This window comes from Desulfuromonas thiophila (assembly GCF_900101955.1).
Classification (GTDB): domain Bacteria; phylum Desulfobacterota; class Desulfuromonadia; order Desulfuromonadales; family Desulfuromonadaceae; genus Pseudodesulfuromonas; species Pseudodesulfuromonas thiophila.
The window spans coordinates 142,469-168,746 of record NZ_FNAQ01000004.1; the positions used below are offsets into that span (position 1 = coordinate 142,469).

Below are 26,278 nucleotides of genomic sequence, written 5' to 3' on the forward strand. Positions count from 1 at the left end.
CCTTAGCGGGACAGCTGGGCAAGATCGCGCACGGCGCCACGCGCGGCGCTGGTCGTGGTTGCGGCATAGGCCTGCAAGGCAGCACTGATCTGACGCTGGCGACTCGCCGGCCGCCAGGCCTGCGGGCCACGCAGGGTCATTGCCTGCCGGCGGCGCTCCAGTTCGGCATCGCTCAACGCCAGCGTGATACGACGGGCCGGAATATCAATTTCGATCAGGTCACCATCCTCAACCAGGGCGATGGGGCCGCCTTCGGCCGCTTCGGGCGAAACATGGCCGATGGACAAACCTGAGGTGCCACCAGAGAAACGCCCGTCGGTAATCAGGGCACAGCTCTTGCCCAGACCGCGTGATTTCAGATAGCTGGTGGGATAAAGCATTTCCTGCATACCTGGTCCACCCTTGGGACCTTCGTAGCGGATAATCACCACATCTCCGGCAGCCACCTGCCCCTGCAGAATGCCATCGCTGGCATCTTCCTGACTTTCAAAGATACGTGCCGGCCCGGAAAAACTCAGGATTGAAGCATCGACACCTGCGGTTTTGACGATACAACCCTCCGGTGCCAGGTTGCCATACAGAACAGCCAGGCCACCGTCCTGGCTGTAGGCATGAGCCAGATCACGGATGCAACCCGCGCTGCGGTCAAGATCAAGCGACGGCCAGCGTTGCTCCTGGGCAAAAGGCTCCAGACAGGGCTGTCCGCCAGGAGCAGCACAGTAGAAACGCTGCACCGCCGCCTCCGCCGAGCGCCGCACGTCCCAGTGTTCCAGCGCCTCGCCCAGGCTGTCACTGTGAACCGTCATGACCTGGCGGTGTAGCAGGCCAGCCCGGTCCAGTTCGCCCAGAATGCCGAAGATGCCCCCGGCGCGATGAACATCCTCGATGTGATAGTGCTGTACTGCCGGAGCCACCTTACACAGGTTCGGCGTCTGGCGCGACAACCGGTTGATATCCGCCATGTCGAAGGCAACGCCGGCCTCACGCGCCACAGCCAGCAGATGCAGCACCGTATTGGTTGACCCTCCCATGGCGATATCGAGCCGCATGGCATTCTCAAAGGCTTCAAAGGTGGCAATCGAACGCGGCAGAACCCGGACATCGCCGGCCTCATAGTAGCGCCGGGTCAGTTCGACAATACGTTGCGCCGCCGTCACAAACAGACCACGCCGATCGGCATGGGTGGCCACCAGCGTCCCGTTGCCAGGCAAGCTCATCCCCAGGGCCTCGGTCAGGCAGTTCATCGAATTGGCCGTAAACATGCCCGAACACGAACCGCAGGTAGGACAGGAACTGCGTTCATAAACCGCGATATCGGTATCACTGACCCGTGCATCAGCAGCCGCCACCATGGCATCCACCAGGTCCAGCGCCACCATCTTGCCAGCCAGTTCGGCCCGACCGGCCTCCATAGGCCCTCCGGTAACAAAAATGGTCGGCAGATTCAGACGCATAGCGGCCATCAACATACCCGGTGTCACCTTGTCGCAGTTGGAAATGCACACCAAAGCATCAACACAGTGGGCATTGGCCATGTATTCAACCGTATCGGCGATCAGCTCACGCGACGGCAAACTGTAAAGCATCCCCTGATGCCCCATGGCGATACCGTCACAGATCGCCATTGTATTGAATTCCTTAGCAATTCCACCATTGGTAGCGATTTCACGGGCCACCAGCTGACCCAGTTCCTTCAGATGGACATGGCCCGGCACAAACTGGGTAAATGAATTGACAACAGCGATGATGGGCTTGCCAAAATCCGCAGCCTTCACGCCGGTCGCCTGCCACAGGGCCCGAGCCCCGGCCATGTTGCGACCGGCAACAGACTGCGCCGAACGGTATGCTGGCATGTGCATTCCTCTGCTAAATAAAAATGAAAAAGAAAAAGTTACTCCGGACCTGCCGCGCTGGCATCAGCACCACGGCTACCGAAGACGTCCGATCCGGCCAGTTCGACAACACCAGACCACTGTTTTATCCCGGTAAAAAAAAGCAAAAGCAGAAAAAGGGCTTGAGCGAACTCAAACCCTTTTTTACCTTAAAGCGGCGCGGGATTCATCCCCAAAATCACGACGGCTGCAGCCCCCGGATCATGCGTTCCATCTCGTCGCGACCAGCGAGTTTCATTTTCTGGATTTTCTTCTTCTGCAGCTCCTCTTCTACAGACAGATATGGGCTGTTGTTGAGCTGTTCCAGCTGCTTTTCAAGAATATGATGCTCCTCATAAAGCTTGCGAAAGCGGGCATCGTTCTCGAACAGCTGACTTATGATCTCCTGGTTTGCATCCATAGTGCACCTCCCTGAAAGAGTCACGGACAACAGCGTTCCTCATGCGAGACTAACCAATGGCCCAAACCTTGTCAACAATCGCCTTACCTCGGCTGCCGGGCACGCTCGGCGTCGCTGGCACGCACATAGAGAGCCCGCAGACAGGCAGCCGTCAGCAGAGCAAAATCATCTGGCTGCGCATGTACCAACAATGCCGCCGCCGCGGCAGTCGGACCGCCACAGGCCAAGCCGGCAAAGCACTGGCGACCCCCGGCAGTGGCCAGCGCCTCGCCATAAAACCGGGCAGCATCGCCTAGCAGCAGCACATCCTCAGGCAACTGGTACGCCAGCTGCGCCGGTGGCAAAACGCGGGGAGTCACATAGGACAGTGGCTGACCAGGCCGCCAGTAATAGAGCGCAGCATAAACCTCCTGCTTGCGCGCATCAATCAGGGCACAGAGAGGGCGCTCACAGGGGCCGTGCTGAAAGGCCAGAGCCCGCAGGGAATCCACCGCCCGGATCGGCCGCTTGAGGCTCAAGGCCAGCCCCTGCACAGTTGCCAAGCCAACACGCAGGCCGGTAAAGGAACCGGGACCCTGCACTACTACCAGTTCGTCAATGTCACGGGCGGCATAGCCACAACAGGCCAGCAAGGCTTCAGCCTGGGCCAGCAGGTGATCATTATGTCGCCCTCCCACAGACTGCAGGCGGGTCTCCGCCAACACCTGGTCATCCTGCAGCAGCGCGACACTGGCGCGGGGCGTGGAACTGTCGAACGCCAACCGCACGGTCATCAGCTGCCCCCCAGAAACAGGCGACTCAGGTCATTATAAAAGGCCAACAGCATCAGCAACAGCAGCAGGCCCAGCCCAATCTGCTGGGCAACCTCGCGGGCGCGCAGCGACAGAGGACGACGCCAAATCAGTTCAATCAGATAAAAAAACAGGTGCCCGCCATCGAGTACGGGTATCGGCAGCAGATTAAGAATACCCAGCTGAATACTGAGGAAAGCCAGCACCGTCAAAATGGTGCTGAAATCGGTCTGAGCCGCCTGGCCGGCGATCTGCATGACCATGATCGGACCGCCGATATTATCGGCCGGCACATGACCGGCAACCATCTTGCGCAAAAAAACCAGGGTCAGATCGATCAGCTCGGCCGTCCGTTCAAAACCGGCCTTCACCGCCTGACGCAGTGGGTACTGGCGCATTTCCAGAGGCTGTTGCGGCGTGATACCGACCAGCCATATCTGTCGCTTCGGATCCTGCTGTGGACTAAGTTCCACCGTAAAACGACGGCTTCCCCGCTCAATGGTGAACAGGGCGGCCTGGCCCTGCAACTGTTGAATCAGGCCATGCAGATCGTACCAGGAAGTTACCGCCTGACCGGCTATTTCCAGAATCCTGTCACCCACCTGCAAACCGGCCTGATAAGCCGGCATGGAAGGGTTCAGACTGCCGATCAACGCTGGCTGACGTGGCAGCAGGCCAAGGGACTGCAACCCTTCAAGGCTGCCGTTTTCCGCCGCCATGCGCAACTGCCGCGATGTCCCGCCACGTTCAACAACAAAGACCAGCTCCGAACCAACCGCCGGAATCAGCGTTTTGTCCGTCGCTGTCCAGCTATCCACCGCCAGACCATTGACCGCGACAATGCAGTCACCGACAACAAAACCAGCCCGTTCCGCGTCAGAGGCCGGCACCACATAGCCAACACAGGCAGGCTGGTGCAGATAGGCCGGGATCTGTACGCCAATCAGGTAGGCCAGCGGCAGCAGCAGCAGCGGCAGCAGCAGATTCATGGCCGGCCCGGCCGCAACAATCGCCATGCGCTGGCTCACCGGCCGCGAGGAGAAACAGCGGTCGGGCTCGGCCAGCTGGGCCGCGTCCGGCGTTTCCTCCGCCGCGACGCCCTCTCCCAGCATCTGCACGTAGCCACCCAGCGGAATCAGGCTGATCAGGTATTCGGTTTCGCCCCAGGTCCGCCCGAACAACTTAGGACCGAATCCCAGAGAAAACCGCAGAACCTTCACCCCGCACAGCTTGGCGATACAGAAATGTCCCAGTTCGTGAATGAACACCAGCACGCCCAGCATCAAAATGCCTGCGGCTATGGTTACCATCATGCCTGCACTCCCGCTTAAACCAGAAAAGCGATCTGTTCGCGTGCCTGGCGCCGGCATTGGGCATCCAGCGCCAGCACCTCTTCCACCGTAGCCAGTCCTCCACCGCCATGCCGCTGCAGCATTCGGTCGATCAGCCGGGCGATATCAGTAAAACGGATGGCACCGCTCAAAAATGCCTCTACCGCCACCTCGTTGACCGCATTCAGCACCACACAGGCCGATTCATCCGCCGCCAGCGCCTGGTAGGCCAGCGCCAGACAGGGAAACCGCTGTAGATCCGGCGCACAGAAACTCAGATCAGCCATGCGACACAGATCCAGTCGCGGCAGAGCCAGCGGCAAGCGCTCAGGCCAGGCCAGAGCATAAGCGATCGGGGTTTTCATGTCCGGCAGCCCCAGTTGGGCCAGCACCGAACCATCGACATACTCCACCATGGAATGGACAATGCTCTGGGGATGCACCTGCACAGCGATGCGTTCGGCGGGCATAGCGAACAGCCAGCGGGCCTCGATCACCTCAAGGCCCTTGTTCATCATGGTAGCAGAATCGATGGAAATCTTCGGGCCCATGGCCCAATTGGGGTGGGCCAGCGCCTGCTGCGGTGTCACCGCCGTGAGCTGCTCCGGCGCATGATTGCGAAAGGGACCGCCCGAAGCAGTCAGAATAAGACGGTGAATATCTTGCGGCCGTTGCCCGGCAATGGATTGAAAAATCGCGGAATGCTCGCTGTCAATCGGCAGGAGGCGCACCCCGTTGTCCGCCACGGCCCGCATCACCAGAGCACCGGCAGTTACCAGGGTTTCCTTGTTGGCCAGCGCCACATCAATGCCGGCATCGATCGCGGCCAGCGTCGGCAGCAACCCGGCAGCACCAACGATGGCCGACACCACCAGATCGACGCCCGCCAGCCGGGCACAGGCACAGGCTCCTTCCACCCCCGCCAGCACCTCGACTTTTTCGCCTGCCAGACTCTGACGCAGCTCTTGCGCCATGGCCTGATTGGCCACGGAAACCAGTTGTGGTCGAAAGCGCCGCACCTGTTGGCGCAGCAAGGCAAGGTTGGAGCCCGCCGCCAGCGCCGCCACGCGATAACGCTCGGGAAAAGCGGCGACAATTTCCAGGGTGTTGACTCCGATAGAGCCGGTCGCCCCCAGCACAGCCAATGTCTTCATGAAGCGCCCGTCAACCACAGGACATAGAGATAAACGACCGGAAAACTGAACAGCAGGCTATCGAGCCGATCAAGCATGCCACCATGGCCGGGAAACAGATGACCGGAGTCCTTGACACCGGCAGCCCGCTTGAGCAAAGACTCGAACAGATCACCCAGCGGACCAAAGATACCGGCCAAAAGGCCCGCACCGACCGCAGCCAGCCAGGAAATCTGCGGCACCACCGCCCCAAAGAATGCCGCGCCCAGCAGGGCCCCGGCCAGACCGCCAAAAGCGCCTTCGATACTTTTTTTCGGGCTGATCCGCGCGGCCAGCCGCCGGCGCCCCCAGGCGCTGCCGACAAAGTAGGCGGCCGAATCGGACAGCATGGTGGTCAGCAGCACCAGCAGCACCCACAGGCGGCCATGGGGCGCGGCATGCAACAGCACCAGGGAACTCAGCAGCAGGGGCAGATACAGCCAGCAGAAACTCACAGCGCCCAACAGGGGCAGAACCCGTTCGAAACACTGATAACGCGACAGCAGATAGCAGGCACACAACAACAGTGCCAGCACCAGAGCCAGCAGCAACTGGGCAGGCCACCAGACCGCCACCGTGAACAGGCCCAGGCCAGCACCAAGAGTAAGCCCACGCGCACCACGACTAAACAGACCCTCAAACAGGGCCATGGCCTCCTGTAGGGCCAGCAACAGCACCCCAGCAGTGACACAAAAAACCCATTGGCTGTCAAGGGCCAGGGTGACAAACAGCAGCAGGGGCAAAACGATCAGAGCCGTCAGGATACGTTGTTTGATCACGATTCTCCCAGGCGAGAAGTCGGCTCGAAGTCACCGGCCTGTCCGAAACGCCGGCTGCGGCGGGAAAAATCCGCCAGCGCCCGATCCAACGCCGCCACATCGAAATCCGGCCAGTAACAGGAACAGAAATACAGTTCAGTGTACGCCAGTTGCCACAACAGAAAATTGCTGATACGCATTTCGCCGCTGGTGCGGATCAGCAGGTCGGGATCAGGCATCGCTGCGGTATCGAGATAGGATGCCAGCAGGGTTTCATCGAGAGCCTCGGCAGAAATATCCTTGCGCCGAGCATCGGTGAGCAGGCGGCGGACGGCGCGCACCAGTTCGTCCCGCGCACCATAGGACAAAGCCAAGGTCAATACCATGCCGGGGTTGGTCGCAGTGCTGGCGACCTGCTGACGAACTCGCTGTGCCAGAGACGAAGGCAGGCGATCAAGATCGCCAATGACCTGCAGGCGAATACCCTGCTGCTGCAGCAGCGGCAGTTCGACATCCAGATAGTAGTCGAGCAGCCCCATCAGAGCGTCGACCTCTGTCATCGGCCGCTGCCAGTTCTCTGAACTGAAGGCATACAGGGTCAAATAGGCGATACCACGACGAGCGCATTCCTGCACCACGGTGCGGACCACCTTCACTCCCTGCTGGTGGCCGGCAATACGCGGCAACTGGCGCTGCTGCGCCCAACGGCCATTGCCGTCCATGATAATAGCCAGATGCTGTGGCAGACTCATAGCACCGCGCGTCATTTCGGGGAAAGGGGCACCTTTGGCATTGCCATCAGGAACACAAGCGGGAACCTCAGCCGGCGGGATCATACTGACAAGGTACTGACAAGGCTCAAGACAGCCGTTCCGGGCTGCTGGCGTCAAGCGCAGGCCTGCTTTTTAGACTCCCGGACACTAACACGCCGCGGGCTCAGCGGCAAGTCATGGCTGGTGCCACTAACGCCTAGACGAGCACAAACAGCAGCGCCGGGCTCCTGCCACTACGCTGCTGTTAATTTTCCAGGACAGGCGGTCTCTTCCGACAGGAAGATCAGACCTCCATCAGTTCCTTTTCCTTGGCAACAATGACTTCTTCACACAGATGGACATATTTGTCCGTCAGCTCCTGGATCAGCTTTTCACCGCGTTTGAGATCATCCTCGGTGATGTCCTTGTCCTTCTCCAGCTTTTTGAGAGCCTCATTAGCATCACGCCGGGCAGCGCGGATGCTGATCTTGGCATCCTCGGCTTTAGCCTTGATCACCTTGACCATCTCGCGCCGACGCTCCTCGTTCAGCGGCGGAATGACAATCCGCACCAACTCGCCATCCGAGGAAGGCGTCAGACCCAGATCCGACTTGAAAATCGCCTTTTCAATCTGGGGCAGCAGACTTTTTTCCCAAGGCTGAATGGTAATCATGCGGGGTTCCGGCACCACCAGAGTCCCCACCTGGTTGAGCGGCGTCGGCGTGCCATAATAATCCACCCGCACCTCATCAAGCAGATCGACCGACGCCCGTCCGGTGCGCACCTTGCGAAATTCACGCTTGAGGGCATCGATAGCCTTCTCCATGGCACTCTTGGCTTTTTTCTGCACATCCTGAATCATGATTGACCTCCCATGACAAGGGTTCCGATCTTCTCTCCCATGACCGCCTTTTTGATATTGCCCGGATGCGTCAGATTGAATACCAGAATGGGCAGCTGGTTATCCATACACAGGGAGGTCGCTGTTGCGTCCATCACCTGCAGGCCACGCTGCAACACATCCAGATAGGACAAGCGATCGAACTTGACGGCACTGGCATCCTTGGCCGGATCGGCATTGAAGACACCATCGACCTTGGTGGCCTTGAGAATAACTTCGGCACCGATTTCCATGGCCCGCAGGCTGGCCGCTGTATCGGTTGTGAAATAGGGATTACCGGTACCGGCGGCAAAGATCACCACCCGTCCCTTTTCCAGATGCCGCACGGCACGGCGGCGGATATAGGGTTCGGCGATTTCACGCATTTCGATGGCCGACTGTACTCGGGTGATGACTCCAACCTTTTCCAGCGCATCCTGCAGGGCCAGACTGTTCATCACCGTGGCCAGCATGCCCATGTAATCGGCACTGGCGCGATCCATGCCGGCCGACGAGGCCGCCAGCCCACGAAAGATATTGCCACCGCCGATCACCAGGGCCACCTGGACGCCCAGCTCGACCACCTCGCGCACCTCGTCGGCAATGCCATGAATCACCTTGGGATCGATGCCATAGCCGTGTTCACCGGCCAGGGCTTCGCCACTGAGTTTTAGCAGAATCTTGCTGTACTTCGGCCGGAGACTGTCGCTGCTCATAGGTTGCCTTTACCGGAAAGAGGCTCGATGAAATGGAGGAAGAGGCGGAAACCAGCAGGGTCAGGGCAGCATTACCGATTATCCGATGATGCTGCCCTGATCGACAAGCTGGCTACTTCTGCTGGGTCAGAGCGGCCACCTCGGCGGCAAAATCGTCATCACGCCGCTCCAGACCCTCGCCCAGCTGATAGCGGTCATAGCCGGTCAGGCTGACCGCGCTGCCAACCTCTTTAGCCAGGTTGGCCAACAAAGCACTGACACGAGTATCGGGGTCCATCACAAAGGCCTGTTCCAACAAGCAAACCTCGCCAAAGAACTTGTTGACCTGACCTTCAATGATCTTGTCGACAATGTTGGCCGGCTTGCCACTTTCGATGGCCTTGGTCCGCATGATGTCTTTTTCGCGCTCGACGACATCGGCCGGCACCTGCTCGCGGCACAGATACTGCGGATTGGCGGCGGCCACATGCATGGCCAGCTGCCGGGCAACATTCTGCACCGCCGCATTATCAGCCGATTCGGTCTGCAATTCAACCAGCACGCCGATCTTGCCGGCGCCATGGATGTAGGACTCCACCCGGCCCGCCGCGACGGCGCGACTGGCGAAACGACGGATGTTGATATTCTCACCGATGGTCGCAATCTGATGGACCTGTTCCTCACCGACATTGCGGTCGCTGCCAGGGAAGGGCAGTTCCAGCAACGCGGCAACATCCTGCGGCCGGTGCTGGAGGATGATCTCCGCCACGCCCTTGGCAAAGGCGCAAAAGGCGTCGTTCTTGGCCACGAAATCGGTTTCGGCGTTAACCTCGACGATCACACCCGCCGAACCGGCACCGGCAGCCACAATGGCGCCTTCGGCAGCAGCGCGGCCGGACTTCTTGGCCGCTGCGGAAAGCCCCTTCTTGCGCAGATAGTCGATGGCAGCTTCAAGATCGCCGCCCGTCTCGTTCAGCGCCTTTTTGCAGTCCATCATGCCCGCGCCGGTCTTGCTGCGCAGTTCCGCCACCATCGAAGCTGTAATCTGTGCCATCTGTCTCGTCTCCTGTTGTACGGCCGGAACGGGGCACGCTTGCCCCGGCTTCCGGCAAGAAAAAAATGCTCAAGCGAACATGAAAAAGCGACCAGCACGCCGGTCGCTTAAAAAGGTTTTTACAAGCCGCCGATCAGGCCTGCTGCGCAGCACCTTCGGCCGTCTTCTCCTGCTCCTGCTCGTCACGGCAGGCTGCCGCATCGTAGGCCTGACCGCCTTCAAGGCAGGCATCCGCCATGCTTGACACGAACAGTCGGATAGCGCGAATAGCGTCATCATTGCCGGGAATGATATAGTCGATCTCGTCCGGATCGCAATTGGTATCGACCACGGCAACCACCGGGATGCCAAGCTTTTTCGCCTCGCAGACGGCAATGGCTTCCTTTTTCGGATCGATCACGAACATGGCGCCAGGCAGTTTGCCCATGCCCTTGATGCCGCCAAGGTTTTTCTCCAGTTTGAGACGCTCGCGCTCGAGTTGCAGAACCTCTTTCTTGGTCAGCAACTCGAAGGTACCATCCTGCGCCATGGTTTCAATCTTCTTGAGCCGGTCAATACTGCCCTTGATGGTGGCGAAATTGGTCAACATACCACCAAGCCAACGATGGTTGACATAGTACTGGCCGCAGCGCTCGGCTTCCTCGCGGATGGCGTCCTGCGCCTGTTTCTTGGTACCAACAAACAGCACCGCGTCACCCTTCTCGATCACGCTCTTGACAAAGGCATAAGCGGTGCGGAAATAGCGCACGGTGCGCTGCAGATCGATAATGTAGATACCGTTACGGGCGCCAAAGATATAAGGCTTCATCTTCGGGTTCCAGCGCTTGGTCTGATGACCGAAATGAACGCCGGCTTCAAGCAGTTGTTTCATCGTGATTTTGCTGGACATGCTTTCCTCGCTTCGTTTGGAGTGGGTTTGAATCCTCCGCCTGGCCATAACCACAACCGGTCATCCACCCTTGAGTGAACACCCCACCGGCAGTGCGATCCAGGCGTGCGGGATAAAAAAGAAGTGAAACCGCGACTTCATAGCACAGCCGTCCGCCCACCTGCAAGTTAAAACCGAAGGAATCATTTACAATCCCCGTTGTCTGTACTACCATCGCCGGCCTATGCGAAACCTGCGAATCCACCGCTACCTGTTGCGTGAACTGCTGACCAGCCTGATGCTTGGCCTGGGCCTGTTTACCCTCGTCATCCTGTTGGGACGCCTGCTCAAACTGATGGAGCTGGTGGTCGACAGTCCTATCACGTTGACTGCCCTGCTGAGCCTGTTCGGCAGCCTGATGCCCTCCTTTCTGGTGATCACCCTGCCGCTGGCCTTTCTGCTGGCCGTGCTGTTACTGTTCGGTCGGCTCAGCGGCGACAGCGAACTGGTTGCTTTTCAAGCCGCCGGTATCGGTCTTTGGCGGCTGAGTTCTGGCGTGTTGCTGACCAGTCTGGTGGTTGCCCTGCTTACTGGCGGCCTGACGCTCTATGCCGAGCCGGCCGGTCAGGCCCACCTGCAGCGTCAGCTGCAGCAGCTGGCGCTTGAGGGCGTCACCTTGTCTCTCAAAGCCCAGCATTTCAGCCAGCCCCTGGCAGGCCTGACCCTGTATGCCGACCAGGTTGATCGCGCCAGCGGCCAGCTCAGCGGCATTTTTATCAGCGACGCCCGCAGCGGCCGTCAGCCACTGGTCGTGCTGGCCCGGCGCGGCCTGCTTCACAGCGACAGCAGCAGCGGTCATCTGCTGCTGCATCTGGAGCAAGGGGTTCTGCACCGCTCGGACGCTGAACGCTACCAGCTGCTGCGCTTTGCTCGCTACGACATCGACTTGTCACTGCGCCAGCCCGCCACAGACAGCGATGCTGAATCTGTCGACGTGCGCTACCAGAATCTGCCGCAACTGCTGGCCCGACTTCCGCAACTGCCGCCAGAAAAACAACGGAGCTGGCGCGCCGAACTGCACGAACGGCTCAGCCTGGCGTTGTGTCCGCCGGCCTTCGCCCTGCTCGGCATCGCCCTGGCGGTCCGCAACCAGCGCAGTTCACGCAGCGGCGGCTTCACCCTGGCTCTCTTGATTTTTCTGTTGTACTACCTGAGCCTTTCCGCCGCCAAGACACTGGCACTGGAGAAAAACTGGCCTCTTTTGGCCAGCCTATGGGCGCCAAACCTGCTGTTCTATCTGGCTGGAGGCCTGCTGTTTGGACGCGTCTGCCGTGAGCGGCCACTGCTGGGCCGCTGGCGCCGGCCGCGCTCCCTGACGCCGCCCCCCGCACGAAAGCCCGCGCCATGACCCTGATTCAACGCTATCTGCTGAGCCTGTTCGCCCGCGCTACGGGTCTGGCACTGGCTGCTTTCGGTGGTATCTATCTGTTGATCGATTTTTTCGAGAAGGTCGATGACTTTCTCGAACATCAGGCCCGTTTGCCGCTCTATCTTGCCTATTTTGCCAGCAAGCTGCCCCTGATCATCGCCCAGCTGTTTCCCCTGGCCCTGCTGCTGGGGGTCTTTCTGACCCTCGGTCAACTGGCGCGTTCCCAGGAGCTCACTGCCATGCGCGCCGGCGGCATCGGCCTGAAACGTCTGCTCGCCCCACTATTGCTGGCTACGGTGCTGCTGGCCGGCGGCCATTTCGCCCTGAGTGAATATCTGGTACCGGGCGGCGTCAAGCAAGCCAACTTCATCCTGCAGGTCGAGGTCAAGGGCAAAAGCGCCACCCCGACCCAGCGTGAAAACCTGTGGCTACGCAGTCCCACCAGCCTCTGCCACATTCAGCTGGCCCTGCCGGAACAAGCCCGGTTGCAGGGTCTGACCCTGTTTCTGGTTGACGATCAGCTACGCCTGCATGAGCGCATTGACGCGACCAGCGCCTCCTTCGTCGCCGGACAATGGCTGGCCAGCGGCGTTGTCAGCCGCCGATTCGATCCCGCCAGCGGCGGCCTGCTCGATGAGCGCCTGCTCGACCAGCTGATGTTGCCTATCGACTACCAACCCGCTGATTTTGCTGTCGAAAATGCCAAAACAGATGAACTCGACCTGGCCAGTCTGCGCCGGTTAAGTCACAAGATCGCCGCCCAGGGTCTCGATGCCGGCCGCTATCAGGTCGATTTCCACAGCCGCCTGGCAGCGCCTTTCACCTGCCTGATCATGGCACTGCTGGCCATCCCTTTTGCTTTGCAGAAATCACGCAATCTGCACCTGGCACTCGGCATCTCGATCAGCATCCTCATCGGCGCCGGGTATTTCGTGCTGCACTCCACCCTGCTGGCGCTCGGCTATGCCGGCCGGCTGCCACCCCTCGTCAGCGCCTGGGCCGCCAACCTGATCTTCCTGACCCTGGCCGGGCTGCTGATCCTGTCCACCCGCGACTAGCAACCGGCCCCGCAAACCACTAAAACAACCCAGGGGCGTCTGCCTTGCCGGCAGCGCCCCTGGGTTGTTTTAGTTCATGCGCGGATTCCAGAACAAACAGGTGGTTGAAAAACAGTCGGCAGTACCCATGGCTGGGCGACCAAAATCAATCATTGCTCCGTAATGGATTAATTTTGTGAGCAAGACGAAAAAACGCATTTACGGCTTGCGGCGTTGAAAAAGCCCCCGAGGATGACGTTTTCAACATCCGCTAATAGCGGTAATGCTCCGGCTTGTAAGGACCATCCAGCGGCAGGTCAAGATAGGCCGCCTGCTTGTCGGTCAGGCGGGTAAGCTTCGCTCCAAGCTTGGCCAGATGCAACCGCGCCACCTTTTCGTCAAGAATCTTCGGCAGCACATAAACCTGTTTGTCATAACGGGCATGATTCTGCCACAGCTCCATCTGCGCCAGCACCTGATTGGCAAAGCTATTGCTCATGACAAAGCTGGGGTGGCCGGTGGCACAACCCAGATTGACCAGCCGGCCTTTGGCCAGCAGGGTGATGCGTTTACCGTCGGGCCACTCGATCTGATCAACCTGCGGCTTGATTTCGTGCCACTTCAGGCGGGAATCGCCAATCAGGGAATCTACCTGAATTTCCGAGTCAAAGTGCCCGATATTGCAGACAATAGCCTGATCCTTCATCTGGTCCAGATGACTACGGGTAATGACATCGACATTGCCGGTGGTGGTTACAAAGATATCACCCCAGCGGCAGGCCTCGTCCATATCCACGACAGCGAAACCTTCCATGCATGCCTGCAGGGCGCAGATGGGATCAATCTCCGTCACACTTACCAGCGCCCCCATGCCACGGAAAGCCTGAGCGCAGCCCTTGCCGACATCACCATAACCGAGCACAACACAGCGCTTGCCAGCCACCATCACGTCCGTCGCCCGCTTGATGCCATCGATAAGGGATTCACGGCAGCCATAAAGATTGTCGAACTTGCTTTTGGTCACACTGTCGTTGACATTGAAGGCCGGGAACATCAGCTTGCCATCCCGCGCCATCTGATACAGGCGATGCACGCCGGTAGTGGTTTCTTCACTCACACCCATCAGGTTGCGCGCCAGTCGGCGCCAGTACTGCGGATCCTCCTGCAGGGTACGGTTAAGCAGGCGATCGACAATGGCCAGTTCCTCATGGCCGCTGCTGATTGCTGGCATCACACCAGAGGCCTCAAAGGCCTGCTCGCGCTCCACCCCGCGATGCACCAGCAGGGTGGCATCCCCGCCATCGTCGACAATCAGATTCGGCCCGTCGGGAAAGGACAGCGCCAACTTGGTAAACTCCCAGTACTCTTCGAGGGTTTCTCCCTTATAGGCGAACACCGGCACACCACTGGCGGCAATGGCGGCAGCGGCATGATCCTGAGTGGAAAAAATATTGCAGCTGGCCCAGCGCACCTCGGCACCCAGATCGACCAGGGTTTCGATCAATACCGCCGTCTGGATGGTCATGTGCAATGATCCGGCAATACGCGCACCCTTAAGAGGCTTGCTGCCACGGTACTCTTCACGTACGGCCATCAGGCCAGGCATTTCCGATTCGGCAATGGTGATTTCCTTACGCCCCCAGTCAGCCAGGGCCAGATCCCGGACATGATAGGCCGGTCGTTGAGTTGTCATGGGTGTCTCCCTTGGTTACAGGTGATGCCTGCCCGGACAGCCGGACAGGCCAGTAGATAAAAGCCCACAGGGCGCTGGCCAACCAGCACAGCAGAGCCAGCACCGTGGTGGTGGCCGGTGTCCGCGGTTGCCAGCAATCGGCGCTGGGGTGCCGACCGGTCAGCAGCCAGCGGGGATACCAGCCATAGCCAGCCAGTCGCTCCCCCCAGCGACACCAGAAAGCCCTCTGGGAAAAAAGCTGAGCCAGCGATGGAAGTGCCCCGTTGCCAGCGGTCTGCACCGCAGCAGTCGTATAACTGCCCAACCAGGGCCAGAGCCAGTCAGGGCGATCACTGGCAGCCAGCAAAAGCAGCATGGCATTACGCCAGCGCCGTCGCCAATAACCTTCGCGACGGTAACGACAGGCGCGGGTCTGAATTAAAGCCTCAAAACAGAACCAGCGGCCCTGACAACCGAGCCGCTGGGCCAGCTCGGCATCTTCCAGCACCGGCCAATCCTCGGCAAAGCCGCCCAGCCGCTGCCAGCAGGAGCGCTCAAGCATGAACCCCTGATCCCCCAGCACGGCACCGGGAGCCGCTATGGCCGCCTTGCGCGCCAGCTGGTGATAGCGCCAGCCCGGCTCATCGAAACTGAGGCGAAAACGGCCGGCCAGGGGCAGCGCAGGGTACTCCCGCCGCCACGCGCGATAAGCCGCCAGTGCCTGGCACAGCGCGGTGGCATCAGGCCAACGGCTGTCGGCATGCACAAAGAGCAACACGGCGGCCTGACTGTGGAGCGCCGCCCGGTTCAGCTGCGCGGCCCGGCCGCGGGCGCCACACACCAGACGGCAGGAATAGGGACAACGGACGGCAAAATGACGAATCAGCTGACAGCTAGCATCGCTGGAACCGCCATCACTGAACACCAGTTCCAGTGCCACCCCCTGCTGGCGCAGCACCTCATCGAACAAAACCGGCAGAACAACCGCCTCATTCCAGACCGGCACCAAAAGCGCCAGTTCGGGCGGCGCAGCAACCTTCATCAATACGTTCCTGACCCGGGAGGTACAGAAAAGGCGACCTTTGAGGGCCGCCTTGTCTGACTGGTAACCGTCGGCGGCCCGTCAGAGCCCGGCGCGGCTGCGCAGCGATTCGACGCGATCGGTCCGTTCCCAAGTGAAATCCGGCAACTCGCGACCAAAATGGCCGTAGGCGGCAGTCTGGCGATAAATCGGCCGCAGCAGATCGAGGGTACGGATGATGCCAGCTGGCCGCAGGTCGAACTCCTCCAGCACAATACGAGCGATTTCATTGGACGGAATGCGCCCGGTGCCGAAGGCGTTAACCATGACCGAAACCGGCTCGGCGACGCCAATGGCATAGGCCACCTGGACCTCACACTTGTCAGCCAGGCCGGCGGCGACCACATTCTTGGCAACGTAACGTCCCATGTAGGAGGCGCTACGGTCGACCTTGGACGGATCCTTGCCGGAAAAGGCCCCGCCACCATGGGAGCCCTGACCACCATAGGTGTCAACAATGATCTTGCGTCCGGTCAGGCCGCAGTCACCCATGGGGCCACCGATGACAAAGCGCCCCGTCGGATTCACAAAATATTTGGTCCCGCCATCGAGCAGCTGGGCCGGCAGTACCTTTTTGATCACCTCCTCCATCACAGCTTCCTCAATCTGGCGCTGAGAAACCTCGGGCGTATGCTGGGTGGAAAGCACTACGGCATCAATCCGCGTCGGCTTATCGTCAATATACTGGATGGAGACCTGTGACTTACTGTCTGGCCGCAGAAAATCGAGAATGCCTTCCTTGCGCACCTGGGCCAGCCGTTTGGTCAGTTCGTGGGCAAATACAATCGGCATCGGCATCAGCTGCGGTGTATCAATGCAGGCATAGCCGAACATCAAACCCTGATCGCCGGCGCCCTGCTCCAGATGCAGGCCCTGCCCCTCGGTCACGCCCTGGGAGATATCAGGTGACTGCCGATCAAGACTGGTCATCACGGCGCAGGTATCGGCATCGAATCCCATCTGCGAACTGACATAGCCGATTTCACGAATGGTCTGACGCACAACATCGGCGTGGTCGATACGGGCATGGGTGGTGATCTCACCGGCAAGCATGACCATGCCGGTGGTAATCAAGGTTTCACAGGCGACACGGGCTGTTTTATCCTGGGCCAGAATGGCATCGAGAATGGCGTCGGAGATCTGATCCGCCATCTTATCGGGATGGCCTTCACTGACGGATTCGGACGTGAACATGAAATCGGTCATTGGCATGGGCGCAAGTTCCTTTCTGTAGGGAAAATCAGACGGGGAGTATACGGGAACGGGCCGATGCCGGCAACAGCTTAATCGCGCCATCTCGCGAAGAAAAACGTCCCGGCAGCAACCAGCGGCAGTCCGGCCGGAATGGTCAAACAATAACTGGCCGGCGCACGATCCGACACCACCGCGACCTGGGTTTCAGCTGAAATCGCACGGGGACGGCAGCTGCTTGCACATGCTGATCAATCGCTGTCACGGCAGGCCGCCTGCTAATAATCCAGTTCCGGCACCGCCTCGGGGAAGGCACTCGCCAACTGCTGCTGCAGGCAGCGCAGTACATCAGCCGCCGTTTTCTGGCGCAGCAGGGTTTCACGCAAGACGCTGTTGCTGTGACTGTCCCATTGCCGCACCAGCTTTTTCACACGCGAAATACCACTGCTATTCATCGACAACTCACGATAACCCAACGCCAGCAATACAATACTGAACATGGGTTCTCCCGCCATTTCACCGCAGACACTCAGGCCAATACCGGCCTGATGAGCGGCGTCAGCCACCCGGGTGAGAGCACGCAGAATGGCCGGATGGAACGGTTCGTACAGGTAGGCGACATGTTCGTTACTGCGATCAACCGCCAGACAGTACTGAATCAAGTCATTGGTACCTATGGAGAAGAAATCGACCTCTTCGGCCAGAACATCCGCCAGAAAAACTGCTGAAGGGGTTTCCACCATGATACCGACGGGCAACCGGGCATCAAAGGGATGCCCCTCAAGACGCAGCTCCGCCATCACCTCATCGAGCAGGGCGCGACACTGGCGCACCTCAGACAAGCCGGAGATCATCGGGAACATCAGCCGCACCGGGCCCTCGGCCGAAGCGCGCAGGATGGCGCGCAACTGCTGTCGCAGCAGGCGCTGTTCCCATAGCGACAGACGGATAGAACGCAGCCCCATGGCCGGATTGGCCTCATCGGCCAGACAGATGCCGCTGGCAAACTTGTCACCACCGACATCCAGGGTACGGATGGTCACCGGATCGGGCCGGAAGCTGGCCAGAATCTGGCGATAAGCCTGCAGTTGTTCCTCCTCGTCCGGCGGCTGCTGCCGAGCCATGTACATAAATTCGGTGCGCAACAGCCCCACTCCTTCGGCACCATTGCGCCGTGCCGGTTCAGCCTCCTGTAAGAACTCCAGATTGGCCTGTAGGCGGATAGAGGCACCGTCGCGGGTACAGGCCGGTAAATCACGATAGACCTGTAATTGCTTCTGGTAAAACTCGTAGCGCCGCTTTTTTTCCAGGTACTGTCGCAGTGTTTCGGCCGTCGGATAGGCGATCAGCAGGCCACTGCTGCCGTCGATAATCACCGGTGCGCCAGCCGGCAGCTGCTGGGTAACACGTTCAAGGCCAACCACTGCGGGGATATCAAGAGAGCGAGCCAGAATGGCGGTATGGGAGGTACGACCTCCCAGGTCGGTCACGAAGGCGACCACCTGGACACGGTCAAGTTGACAGGTATCGGCGGGTGACAGATCGTGGGCAACAATGACCGAGCGGCGTTCCAGTCGGGCAACGCGCGGCTGCTCGTGACCCTGCAGGTTGCGCAAGATGCGTTCGCCCACCAACTCGACATCACTGCCACGCTCACGCAGGTATTCGTCCGCGATGCCTTCGAAGGTGCGCAGCAACTCCTGCAATACCTGTTTGAGCGCGCCGGCAGCGTTGATCTGCAGCTGACGAATACGCGCGATGGTCGCCTCATAAAGCAGGGGATCACGCAGAATCAACAGCTGGGTATCGATGATATGAAAGGGTTCCTGCTGACAGTTTTGTCGCAGTTGCTCCTGCACCTGTTCTAACTGAAGGCGGGTCAGTTCTACAGCCGCGCTGAAGGCAGCCACCTCGGCATCAAGATGCTCGGGTCCTATCTGCTGTTCCACCACGCTAATCCGCTGGCGGTCGAGCAGATAAACCTCACCAATGGCAATGCCGGGTGAGGCCGCTACCCCCTGCAAACAGAACTGCTCTTTAGTCTTCGCCGAACCGTTCACGAATCAGTGTCTCCAGCGCCGCCAGGGCCTCGTCGGCTTGCGGCCCTTCGGTGCGCACCTGAATGCGGGTCCCTTTGGGTGCGGCCAGCATCAAAATTCCCATGATACTTTTGCCGTTAACTTCAAAATCGTCCTTCTGCACGAACACTTCGGCCTTGAACTGACTGGCCAACTGAACAAACTGGGCCGCGGCACGGGCATGCAGTCCCAGGCGGTTGATGATTTCACATTCTTTTTCAGGCATGTTCACCTTCTTGGTCAAAAACCGGAATCAGCAGCAGGGCCTGGCTCTGTCCTGCCAACCACCAGGCGGCTTCAGTTGCCCCACTGCGACAAGGGAGGTACAGCTTCCGGCAAAAAAAGAATCAGCAGCAACAGCGCCAGCCACCACAGCAGCACAAGCGAAATCCCCCGGCGCAAAACCAGTGCCAGCAACGGAATCAGGGCAGCAAACAACAGCGGCACCAACCAGATCAGCAACCCGTTGGCAAGTTCGAGCTGATGCAGCAACAACGCGCAGCCCGCTCCCAACAACACCAGTGTTGCCTGCTTGCAACGAATTGCCAGATCGGCCAGACGCAGGTGCTGCAACAACATGACCACCTGATGCCCCCGTCCATAACCCTGCAGACTACCAAGCAGCCGCACCAACAGGGTCGGCAGAATAAAGCCGGCCAGAACCACCAGGGGCCAGCCCGGCCAGCCCAGCCAAGCCAGCAGCAAGGCGGCACAGAACACCAGCGGACGCAGACCGCCCCAGAACAACGCATCGCCAACGGCAGCAACCGGTGCCATGACCGCCCGCAGAAACGCCTCCGGCGCCATCAGGGTCGACTGACCCGAGAGGCGCTCTTCGTACAAACGCACCGCCGCCGCCAATACAGCTGGAGCCAGAAAAACATTGGTATTGAAATAACCAGCAAAGGGCTGCAAAGGTTCCTTCTGCTGAACCGTGGCCGGATAACGCAGCTGCCCGCGCAGCAGCCACAGACAGCCAAGCCCCTGGAAGGTCTTGTAATTCCAGCTCAATGGCAACAACAGGCTGGCAGCACTAAACCTTAACCAGCGCCCCAGGTCCTCGGGCAGAAGCCTCATGACAGTCTTGTCTCTCTTCAGCCCAGCAGCGCCAGCAGCAGGCTGGTCGCGGCAAAAGCACCAAAAAACAGCTGCGCGCCCCGCGGTACCGCTAGCTGCGGCACCAAGGCTGCGAGCCCGCACAGCAACAGGACTGTCGCCAACCGGCCATCGGGTACCAGCCTCAGCCAGACCAGCATCTCGCCCAGAAGCCAGGCGGTCAGCAGCCCCAGCAGCAACAGCAATGTAAAACTGCACAGACTGGCAAGAGCGAACAACACCGCGCCCCAGCCGTGGCAACGCAGCGCCGCATGTACCTGCCCAACAGCCAGGCAGTCCTGGGCCCGCTGCGCCAGACGGCCGTTGCAATGGCGGGCGAGAATATCGGGGCAGCGCCCCAAGGGGGCCAGACTGGCACAGAGCAATGCCAGCAGTGCCTGGCTGACAGGATCGGCCAGCGGAAAACTGACCAGGGAACCGGCATGAAGACTCACAGCAGCCAGCGTCGCCTGGGTATCGTCGGGAGCAACGGTGGCACCGACTGGCAAACGCAGCAGCCAAACGGGCTCAAGCAGCATACCGATCAGCAACCCGGCTTGCCAGTTCCCGACAATCAGACCTGCCACTGGGCCACACAACAACGGCCGGCACAGCTGCAACTGGGCCAGAGCCGTGCGATCAAGACCGGCCAGCACCGCCAGCCCCAGCATCAGGCTCCATTGCAGCACCGACATAGCCCTAGTCTCCCAGACAGTGGCACTGGCGGTTCCAGCGTCGAACCCGGTCGGTGGGAATGCACTGCGCCTGCACCGCCACACCAAGCTGCGACAAGCGATCAAACACCGCCATATCGGCTTCGTCCACCGCCAGGGTACAGGACAGGCACTGTTTGCCAGTCATCAGATGCATATTGCCCAAATTAAGTTCAGAAAAATGCAATCCCTGCTCGTAAGCCTGCAGGGCGTCCTGGGGCGTGGCGAACAGAATCAGCAGATTGTGATGATGCTCCAGGTGGCGTTGCACCAGGGCCGCCACCTGACTTTGGGAACAGATTTCAACTCGCAAATGCTGCGGCACCACCGCCAGCATCAGTTGGCTGCGAAACGGGTCGGCGGCCACCGTATCATCGACTACCACCAGGTAATCCGCCCGCACAAAAGGGACCCAGGCCTCCAGCACCTGACCATGAATCAGACGGTTATCAACCCGCGCCAGCACCAGCGCCATCCGTCACTCCCTGCGCCGCAGCACCGTACGGGTGCTGACAATGGCCTCACGGCCGTAACCCGCCAAATAATCAGCCAGCGCCTCAATCTCCATGTCCCCACGACAGGAGGCACACTTGAGCAACATCGGCAAATTGACACCATTGAGGATTTCCATCCGGCGCAACGGCAGATGACGGGCGGCCAGATTAGCGGGCGTGCCACCGAACATGTCCGTCAGCACCAGCACCCCTGCACCGCCGTCGCCAAGTTGCGTCAACAGCGTTTCAAAGCGCCGTTCCAGTTCGGCACTGTCGAGCCCGCGTTCAACCCCCAGCGCCGCCGCGGCCGGCAGCGGCCCGACGATGGTTGCAGCGGTATCGAGCAGGGATTGGGCCAGGGTACCATGGGTGATCACCAGCAATCCGATCATCCGTCCTCCTTGACCAGATCACGATGCACCAGACGCACGGTTGTCCCCTGCTCGGCCAGACATCTGTGCAACTCCTCAACCAGGGCGACACTGCGATGGCGACCGCCGGTACAGCCAATGGCCACCGTCAGGTAGCTCTTGCCCTCCTGCCGGTAATGCGGCAGCAAAAAACCCAGATAGTCGCGCGTGCGCTCAACAAAGGCCCGGCACAGGGGCTGCTGCAGCACAAATTCCCGCACCGGCGCGTCACGACCGGAAAAGGGCCGCAACTGGGGTTCATAATAGGGATTGGGCAGAAAACGCACGTCGATCACCAGATCGGCCTCAAGAGGCAGACCATAGCGAAAACCAAAGGATTCCAGGCGGACCATCAGAGGCACGGCCCGCTCGGCATGACCATGCAACTGGCGCAATACCGCGGCACGCAGTTCATGAACGGTCAGAGCACTGGTATCGAACACCACCGTGGCCTGGCGGCGTAAGGGCTGCAACATACTGCGTTCCCGCTCCAGCGCGGCCGGCAGCCCCTCACTGCCGCTCAGGGGATGGCGGCGGCGGGTTTCGGAAAAACGCCGCAACAGCACCTCGTCGCCGGCATCAAAAAAATAGACCTCCAGCACATAACCGGCCTGCTTCACCGCCGCCAGACCAGTGCCGGCGCCATCCATGAACTGAGGATTGCGCACATCCATCACCAGCGCTACCCCAACTTGGTGCGAAGCACCACCCTCCTGCTGCAACTGGAGAAACTGGGGCAACAACGCCAGCGGAAAATTGTCGATGACAGAAAAACCCTCATCTTCCAGCACCCGCGCCGCTGTCGATTTGCCACTGCCGGAGAGCCCGGTGATCACAATGAAACGCATCCCTTACTCCAGACTGTCACCGATAATCAGATGGGAATGCAGCTGGGCCATTTCGGCCATGCGTTTTTCCAGCCGGTCCTGGAACTCCCGTGCGCTGTTGTAGCCCATTTCCTTAAGGAGTTGGTTGCGGGCTGCCACCTCTATCAGTGTCGAGATGTTGCGACCGGGACAGACCGGTATCTTCAACAGCGGAATACGGATGTCGAGCAGCTCGTAAAACTGCTCATCAAGCCCCAGTCTGTCGTAGCTGGCACCTTCCTGCCATTCCAGCAGTTCGATGGCCAGATCGATCTTTTTACGCTCGCGAATGGCGGCGACACCAAACAGATGTTTGATATTGATGATGCCCAGACCACGCACCTCCATGTGGTAGTGCAGCAGATCACTGCCTTCGCCAAACAACACAGCCGGCAGTTTGGTGCGCACCCGCACCACATCGTCGGCCACCAGGCGATGACCACGCAACACCAGATCAAGGGCGCATTCGCTCTTGCCGATGCCGCTTTGGCCCACCAGCAACACGCCAACACCGAAGACATCGACCAGCACACCATGGACGCTGGTCGAGGGCAACAACCGCTCTTCGAGAAAACGGCTGATCAGGGAGATAAACGCCGAGCTTTTCATCTCGGTACGCAACAGGGGGATGGAATAGCGGGCGGTCTTTTCCAGCAAAACCGGCGGTGCCATCTGCCCCTTGGTAATGACAAAACAGGAAAAACCCAGGGCACACAGCTGCTCAACATTGCTCTCGGCAACCTCGGGCGAGAGTTTTTCCAGGTAGCTCAGTTCGGTGGAACCAAGGATCTGCAACCGATTCGGGTGCAGGTAGTTGTAATGGCCAGCCAGCGCCAGACCCGGCTTCTGAATGCGGTGGGAGGCAATATTCTTGTCCAACCCGTCGAAGCCGGAGAGCACCTCCAGCTCCAGGCCGGTATCCTCCTCCTCCAGCAACGACCGCACCGTCAGCTGTGCCATGATTCCGCTCCCCTTGCCGCTGCGACGTCCTAGGCCGGATCGCCGGTGCGGATGATTTCGTACAATTCCGCGGCGTCGCGGGCCGCCATCAGCTGCGCACGCACCTGCGCGTCCTTGAGCAATTTGGAAATACGCGCCAGGGTTTTCAGGTGAATACTGACCGAATCCTCCGGTGCCAGCAGCAGAAAAAACAGATGCGCCGGTTTGCCATCCATCGAGTCGAAATCAACCCCGGCGCGGCTGCGACCGAAAGCCAGCAAAAGGCGATCGACCGTTTTCAGCTTACCGTGGGGGATCGCCACCCCCTCGCCGATACCGGTGCTGCCAAGCCGTTCACGCTCCCGCAATACCTGCAGAACCGCCTCACGGCCAAGTGCGGGCGCGGCACGCAACAGCACCTCGGTCATCTGCTCCAGGGCCTGGTCCTTGCCCCGGCAACTGAGGTCGGCTTCAACAGCCACCGGGTCGAGCAATTCAACAATACGCATGGCTCATCTACAGAAAAAACGGGCTCCGGCACGCATCGTCCAGAGCCCGTGAGAAACAGATTACTTCTGGGGAACAATCAGGCCATAGTTGCCGTCCGCACGACGATAAATGACATTCACCTCTTCGGTGGCATCGTCGGTAAACACCAGAAAATCCTTGTGCATCAGATCCATCTGCATGACCGCCTCGTCGACGGACATGGGCTTGACAGAAAAGCTGCTGGTTTTGACCACACGCGGCTCGCCGCTGAAATCGTCGATGCTGGCCGCCTCGATAATGCTTTTGGTAACGTCACGGCTCTTGCCCTTGCGCGGCGTATGACTTTTCAGCTTTTCCTTGTAACGTTTGAGCTGGCGTTCGATTTTATCAACCACGGCATCAAGGGCGGCATACATGTCGTCAGTGACCTCGGCCGAAGCCTTGATCGTGATCCCTTTGGCCACCAGGGTCACCTCGGCATTGTGACGGATCTTCTTCTCCACCGTCAGCACAACCTGCGCATCGATGGGTTCATCGATGTACTTGTGAACACGGCCAAGCTTTTCCTCCGCATAGCTGCGCAGGGCATCACTGGAATCCATATGCCGGAACGTGACGGCAATCTGCATAAGGTCAACCTCCTGTCGGGCTTCCCGCAAGGGAAGATTAAAATAAGCGCCTACGCGCCGTTGATGAACGAATTCCCAGCATTTCCCGGTATTTTGTAACAGTTCGGCGGGCGATGTCAATTCCGTCGGCTCTGAGCAGCTCAACGATTTTCTGATCTGAATACGGCTTTTTCGGATTCTCGGCCGCAACCAGGTCGCGAATCCGGCATTTGACCGCCTCTGAAGCAATGGTATCGCCTTCGTCGGTATTGATACTGCTGTTGAAAAAATATTTCAGCTCAAACAGCCCTTGGGGGGTTTGAACGTATTTATTGGTGGTTACCCGGCTGATGGTCGACTCGTGCATCTCGACATCCTCGGCCACATCGCGCAACACCAGCGGCTTGAGATAACTGATGCCATGATCGAAAAAATCCCGCTGGAACTTGACGATACTTTTAGTCACACGGTAGATGGTGCGCTGACGCTGGTGAATACTTTTGATCAGCCACAGGGCACCACGCATCTTCTCCTGAATATACTCGTTGGTCTGCGCGTCAATCTGCTTGCCCGACAGATTGGCATAATAGGAGCTGATCCGCAGATTGGCCAAACCATCGTCATTCAGCGACACCAGGTACTCATCACCCACCTTATGAACGAAAATATCCGGAGTGATGTAGTGCACATCGCCACCGCCGAATTGACTGCCCGGTTGCGGATCGAGGGTGGCCAACAAACGAGCAGCATCAAGCACCTCTTCGACACTAACCCGGCACTGACGAGCAATGGCGCTATAACGGCGTTCCTCCAACTCACGAGCGTGACGACAGATGATGCGCTCGGCCAGGGAATCCTTCAGTCCCAGTGCCCGCAACTGCAACTGCAAACACTCAGCCAGATTGCGGGCAGCCACGCCTGGCGGATCGAACTGCTGCACCACGGCCAGCACCTGCTCCACCTGATGCAGTTCCGCCTGACACTGAGCCGCCAACTCATCAAGAGAGCAGCGCAGGTAGCCATTGTCATCAAGGTTACCGATCAATACCAGACCAATCTGCTGCAATGCGTCCGGCAGACGCGACAGCTTGAGCTGCCACTGCAGATGATCACACAGAGTGGTCTTGGTCGTCAGCAGGTTTTCATAAGACGGATAATCGTCATCGTCAAAATTCTCCGTCATACTGCCACCCTGGCTGAAGCCTTGCAGGTAGCTTTGCCAGTCATCGATCTGGGCCAGGCCGTCAGCTTCGCTGACCTCGCGGGTAGTTTCGGCCGCAGCCGCCTCTTCAGCGGCGCTTACCGCCTCGCCAACCACCGGCGTCTCGTCGCCACGGACGTCATCGTTGTCCTGCTGCTGACCGATTTCCAGTACCGGATTCTCTTCGAGTTCCTGGTTGACCACCTCCTCAAGCTCCAGCCGCGACATCTGCAGCAGCTTGATTGCCTGCTGCAGCTGCGGTGTCATGATCAGCTGCTGACTGAGTTTGAGTTGCTGACGCAGTTCGATGGCCATGGCGCTCCCTTGTTTACCCTCAGCCGGTCCAGGCCGGCGCAGCAAAGCCCATACAGAGCTCCTGCCA

At 59.5% G+C, this 26,278-nt stretch carries 27 protein-coding genes; 2 read left to right on the forward strand and 25 right to left on the reverse strand.

Annotated features, from left to right (window positions below; genetic code table 11):
- Positions 1–2 precede the first annotated feature (2 nt).
- The 11 genes from ilvD to rpsB form a co-directional block, all read right to left on the reverse strand.
- A complete protein-coding gene (gene ilvD / locus BLR80_RS05915; RefSeq protein WP_092077228.1) occupies positions 3–1,853 on the reverse strand; it encodes a dihydroxy-acid dehydratase in 1,851 nt (616 codons plus the stop codon).
- A 217-nt stretch (positions 1,854–2,070) separates the two neighbouring features.
- A complete protein-coding gene (locus tag BLR80_RS05920; protein WP_092077230.1) occupies positions 2,071–2,292 on the reverse strand; it encodes an HP1242/YdcH family protein in 222 nt (73 codons plus the stop codon).
- 83 nt (positions 2,293–2,375) lie between these two features.
- Positions 2,376–3,065: a tRNA (adenosine(37)-N6)-threonylcarbamoyltransferase complex dimerization subunit type 1 TsaB gene (gene tsaB, locus BLR80_RS05925; RefSeq protein WP_092077232.1), complete on the reverse strand. Its 690-nt coding sequence runs from the start codon at positions 3,063–3,065 to the stop codon at positions 2,376–2,378.
- The gene (gene rseP, locus BLR80_RS05930; protein ID WP_245691364.1) at positions 3,065–4,396 is read right to left on the reverse strand and encodes an RIP metalloprotease RseP; all 1,332 of its coding nucleotides are present in this window, start codon (positions 4,394–4,396) and stop codon (positions 3,065–3,067) included. Before rseP ends, tsaB begins: the two co-directional genes overlap by 1 nt.
- A gap of 14 nt (positions 4,397–4,410) precedes the next feature.
- Positions 4,411–5,568 carry a 1-deoxy-D-xylulose-5-phosphate reductoisomerase gene (locus BLR80_RS05935; protein ID WP_092077234.1) on the reverse strand — a complete coding sequence of 386 codons (1,158 nt, stop codon included), beginning with the start codon at positions 5,566–5,568 and terminating at the stop codon, positions 4,411–4,413.
- Positions 5,565–6,365 (reverse strand): phosphatidate cytidylyltransferase, encoded by an 801-nt coding sequence (locus BLR80_RS05940; protein WP_171906338.1) that lies wholly within the window; start codon positions 6,363–6,365, stop codon positions 5,565–5,567. The genes BLR80_RS05935 and BLR80_RS05940 overlap by 4 nt, the downstream gene beginning before the upstream one ends.
- Positions 6,362–7,111 carry an undecaprenyl pyrophosphate synthase gene (locus tag BLR80_RS05945; RefSeq protein WP_245691366.1) on the reverse strand — a complete coding sequence of 250 codons (750 nt, stop codon included), beginning with the start codon at positions 7,109–7,111 and terminating at the stop codon, positions 6,362–6,364. Before BLR80_RS05945 ends, BLR80_RS05940 begins: the two co-directional genes overlap by 4 nt.
- Positions 7,112–7,400: 289 nt before the next feature.
- Positions 7,401–7,958, reverse strand: a complete 558-nt coding sequence (frr, locus tag BLR80_RS05950) for a ribosome recycling factor (RefSeq protein ID WP_092077240.1) — start codon at positions 7,956–7,958, stop codon at positions 7,401–7,403.
- Entirely contained in the window at positions 7,955–8,692 is a 738-nt protein-coding gene (gene pyrH / locus BLR80_RS05955; RefSeq protein WP_092077242.1) for a UMP kinase, read from the reverse strand. Before pyrH ends, frr begins: the two co-directional genes overlap by 4 nt.
- Positions 8,693–8,804: 112 nt before the next feature.
- Complete coding sequence (tsf, locus tag BLR80_RS05960) at positions 8,805–9,725, reverse strand: translation elongation factor Ts (protein ID WP_092077244.1); 921 nt, start codon at positions 9,723–9,725, stop codon at positions 8,805–8,807.
- Between the two features lie 133 nt (positions 9,726–9,858).
- The gene (gene rpsB, locus BLR80_RS05965; protein ID WP_092077246.1) at positions 9,859–10,614 is read right to left on the reverse strand and encodes a 30S ribosomal protein S2; all 756 of its coding nucleotides are present in this window, start codon (positions 10,612–10,614) and stop codon (positions 9,859–9,861) included.
- A gap of 223 nt (positions 10,615–10,837) precedes the next feature.
- On the opposite strand from rpsB, the gene lptF reads away from it, so the two are divergent.
- Both lptF and lptG read left to right on the forward strand, forming a co-directional pair.
- Positions 10,838–12,001, forward strand: a complete 1,164-nt coding sequence (gene lptF / locus BLR80_RS05970; protein ID WP_092077248.1) for an LPS export ABC transporter permease LptF — start codon at positions 10,838–10,840, stop codon at positions 11,999–12,001.
- On the forward strand, positions 11,998–13,080 hold the full coding sequence (gene lptG / locus BLR80_RS05975; RefSeq protein ID WP_092077250.1) for an LPS export ABC transporter permease LptG: 1,083 nt from the start codon (positions 11,998–12,000) through the stop codon (positions 13,078–13,080). The genes lptF and lptG overlap by 4 nt, the downstream gene beginning before the upstream one ends.
- Before the next feature lie 250 nt (positions 13,081–13,330).
- Here lptG and ahcY read toward each other — a convergent pair whose 3' ends face one another.
- The 14 genes from ahcY to rpoN form a co-directional block, all read right to left on the reverse strand.
- The gene (gene ahcY, locus BLR80_RS05980; RefSeq protein ID WP_092077252.1) at positions 13,331–14,752 is read right to left on the reverse strand and encodes an adenosylhomocysteinase; all 1,422 of its coding nucleotides are present in this window, start codon (positions 14,750–14,752) and stop codon (positions 13,331–13,333) included.
- On the reverse strand, positions 14,703–15,773 hold the full coding sequence (locus BLR80_RS05985; RefSeq protein WP_092077254.1) for a glycosyltransferase: 1,071 nt from the start codon (positions 15,771–15,773) through the stop codon (positions 14,703–14,705). Before BLR80_RS05985 ends, ahcY begins: the two co-directional genes overlap by 50 nt.
- Positions 15,774–15,854: 81 nt before the next feature.
- Entirely contained in the window at positions 15,855–17,024 is a 1,170-nt protein-coding gene (metK, locus tag BLR80_RS05990) for a methionine adenosyltransferase (protein ID WP_092077256.1), read from the reverse strand.
- Positions 17,025–17,281: 257 nt separating this feature from the next.
- Positions 17,282–19,063, reverse strand: coding sequence for a phosphoenolpyruvate--protein phosphotransferase (gene ptsP, locus BLR80_RS05995; protein WP_092077258.1), 1,782 nt, complete (start codon positions 19,061–19,063; stop codon positions 17,282–17,284).
- Positions 19,041–19,307 carry an HPr family phosphocarrier protein gene (locus BLR80_RS06000; protein WP_092077260.1) on the reverse strand — a complete coding sequence of 89 codons (267 nt, stop codon included), beginning with the start codon at positions 19,305–19,307 and terminating at the stop codon, positions 19,041–19,043. The genes ptsP and BLR80_RS06000 overlap by 23 nt, the downstream gene beginning before the upstream one ends.
- 71 nt (positions 19,308–19,378) lie before the next feature.
- The gene (locus tag BLR80_RS06005; RefSeq protein ID WP_092077262.1) at positions 19,379–20,158 is read right to left on the reverse strand and encodes a PTS system mannose/fructose/sorbose family transporter subunit IID; all 780 of its coding nucleotides are present in this window, start codon (positions 20,156–20,158) and stop codon (positions 19,379–19,381) included.
- A gap of 17 nt (positions 20,159–20,175) precedes the next feature.
- Positions 20,176–20,871, reverse strand: coding sequence for a PTS sugar transporter subunit IIC (locus tag BLR80_RS06010; protein WP_092077264.1), 696 nt, complete (start codon positions 20,869–20,871; stop codon positions 20,176–20,178).
- Positions 20,872–20,875: 4 nt separating this feature from the next.
- A complete protein-coding gene (locus BLR80_RS06015) occupies positions 20,876–21,364 on the reverse strand; it encodes a PTS sugar transporter subunit IIB (protein ID WP_092077267.1) in 489 nt (162 codons plus the stop codon).
- A gap of 3 nt (positions 21,365–21,367) precedes the next feature.
- A complete protein-coding gene (locus BLR80_RS06020; protein ID WP_092077270.1) occupies positions 21,368–21,775 on the reverse strand; it encodes a PTS sugar transporter subunit IIA in 408 nt (135 codons plus the stop codon).
- Entirely contained in the window at positions 21,772–22,641 is an 870-nt protein-coding gene (rapZ, locus tag BLR80_RS06025; RefSeq protein WP_092077273.1) for an RNase adapter RapZ, read from the reverse strand. Before rapZ ends, BLR80_RS06020 begins: the two co-directional genes overlap by 4 nt.
- Before the next feature lie 3 nt (positions 22,642–22,644).
- Positions 22,645–23,619: an HPr(Ser) kinase/phosphatase gene (gene hprK / locus BLR80_RS06030; RefSeq protein ID WP_092077276.1), complete on the reverse strand. Its 975-nt coding sequence runs from the start codon at positions 23,617–23,619 to the stop codon at positions 22,645–22,647.
- A gap of 29 nt (positions 23,620–23,648) precedes the next feature.
- Complete coding sequence (locus BLR80_RS06035; RefSeq protein WP_092077279.1) at positions 23,649–24,107, reverse strand: PTS sugar transporter subunit IIA; 459 nt, start codon at positions 24,105–24,107, stop codon at positions 23,649–23,651.
- Positions 24,108–24,167: 60 nt separating this feature from the next.
- Positions 24,168–24,716, reverse strand: a complete 549-nt coding sequence (gene hpf, locus BLR80_RS06040; protein ID WP_092077281.1) for a ribosome hibernation-promoting factor, HPF/YfiA family — start codon at positions 24,714–24,716, stop codon at positions 24,168–24,170.
- Positions 24,717–24,753: 37 nt separating this feature from the next.
- A complete protein-coding gene (gene rpoN / locus BLR80_RS06045; protein ID WP_092077284.1) occupies positions 24,754–26,211 on the reverse strand; it encodes an RNA polymerase factor sigma-54 in 1,458 nt (485 codons plus the stop codon).
- Positions 26,212–26,278: the final 67 nt, after the last annotated feature.

Coding starts and splice junctions, on each gene's coding strand:
- BLR80_RS05920 (WP_092077230.1), bottom strand. CDS start 2,292: ATGGATGCAAACCAGGAGATCATAAGTCAGCTGTTCGAGAACGATGCC.
- lptF (WP_092077248.1), top strand. CDS start 10,838: ATGCGAAACCTGCGAATCCACCGCTACCTGTTGCGTGAACTGCTGACC.
- tsf (WP_092077244.1), bottom strand. CDS start 9,725: ATGGCACAGATTACAGCTTCGATGGTGGCGGAACTGCGCAGCAAGACC.
- metK (WP_092077256.1), bottom strand. CDS start 17,024: ATGCCAATGACCGATTTCATGTTCACGTCCGAATCCGTCAGTGAAGGC.
- lptG (WP_092077250.1), top strand. CDS start 11,998: ATGACCCTGATTCAACGCTATCTGCTGAGCCTGTTCGCCCGCGCTACG.
- BLR80_RS06005 (WP_092077262.1), bottom strand. CDS start 20,158: ATGAGGCTTCTGCCCGAGGACCTGGGGCGCTGGTTAAGGTTTAGTGCT.
- BLR80_RS05945 (WP_245691366.1), bottom strand. CDS start 7,111: ATGACGCGCGGTGCTATGAGTCTGCCACAGCATCTGGCTATTATCATG.
- rseP (WP_245691364.1), bottom strand. CDS start 4,396: ATGATGGTAACCATAGCCGCAGGCATTTTGATGCTGGGCGTGCTGGTG.
- BLR80_RS06020 (WP_092077270.1), bottom strand. CDS start 21,775: ATGATCGGATTGCTGGTGATCACCCATGGTACCCTGGCCCAATCCCTG.
- BLR80_RS05985 (WP_092077254.1), bottom strand. CDS start 15,773: ATGAAGGTTGCTGCGCCGCCCGAACTGGCGCTTTTGGTGCCGGTCTGG.
- rpoN (WP_092077284.1), bottom strand. CDS start 26,211: ATGGCCATCGAACTGCGTCAGCAACTCAAACTCAGTCAGCAGCTGATC.
- pyrH (WP_092077242.1), bottom strand. CDS start 8,692: ATGAGCAGCGACAGTCTCCGGCCGAAGTACAGCAAGATTCTGCTAAAA.
- BLR80_RS06000 (WP_092077260.1), bottom strand. CDS start 19,307: ATGCCTGAAAAAGAATGTGAAATCATCAACCGCCTGGGACTGCATGCC.
- BLR80_RS06015 (WP_092077267.1), bottom strand. CDS start 21,364: ATGGCGCTGGTGCTGGCGCGGGTTGATAACCGTCTGATTCATGGTCAG.
- BLR80_RS06035 (WP_092077279.1), bottom strand. CDS start 24,107: ATGCGTATTGTTGAATTGCTCGACCCGGTGGCTGTTGAAGCCGACCTC.
- hpf (WP_092077281.1), bottom strand. CDS start 24,716: ATGCAGATTGCCGTCACGTTCCGGCATATGGATTCCAGTGATGCCCTG.
- BLR80_RS05935 (WP_092077234.1), bottom strand. CDS start 5,568: ATGAAGACATTGGCTGTGCTGGGGGCGACCGGCTCTATCGGAGTCAAC.
- ilvD (WP_092077228.1), bottom strand. CDS start 1,853: ATGCCAGCATACCGTTCGGCGCAGTCTGTTGCCGGTCGCAACATGGCC.
- BLR80_RS06010 (WP_092077264.1), bottom strand. CDS start 20,871: ATGTCGGTGCTGCAATGGAGCCTGATGCTGGGGCTGGCGGTGCTGGCC.
- ahcY (WP_092077252.1), bottom strand. CDS start 14,752: ATGACAACTCAACGACCGGCCTATCATGTCCGGGATCTGGCCCTGGCT.
- rapZ (WP_092077273.1), bottom strand. CDS start 22,641: ATGCGTTTCATTGTGATCACCGGGCTCTCCGGCAGTGGCAAATCGACA.
- hprK (WP_092077276.1), bottom strand. CDS start 23,619: ATGGCACAGCTGACGGTGCGGTCGTTGCTGGAGGAGGAGGATACCGGC.
- tsaB (WP_092077232.1), bottom strand. CDS start 3,065: ATGACCGTGCGGTTGGCGTTCGACAGTTCCACGCCCCGCGCCAGTGTC.
- rpsB (WP_092077246.1), bottom strand. CDS start 10,614: ATGTCCAGCAAAATCACGATGAAACAACTGCTTGAAGCCGGCGTTCAT.
- frr (WP_092077240.1), bottom strand. CDS start 7,958: ATGATTCAGGATGTGCAGAAAAAAGCCAAGAGTGCCATGGAGAAGGCT.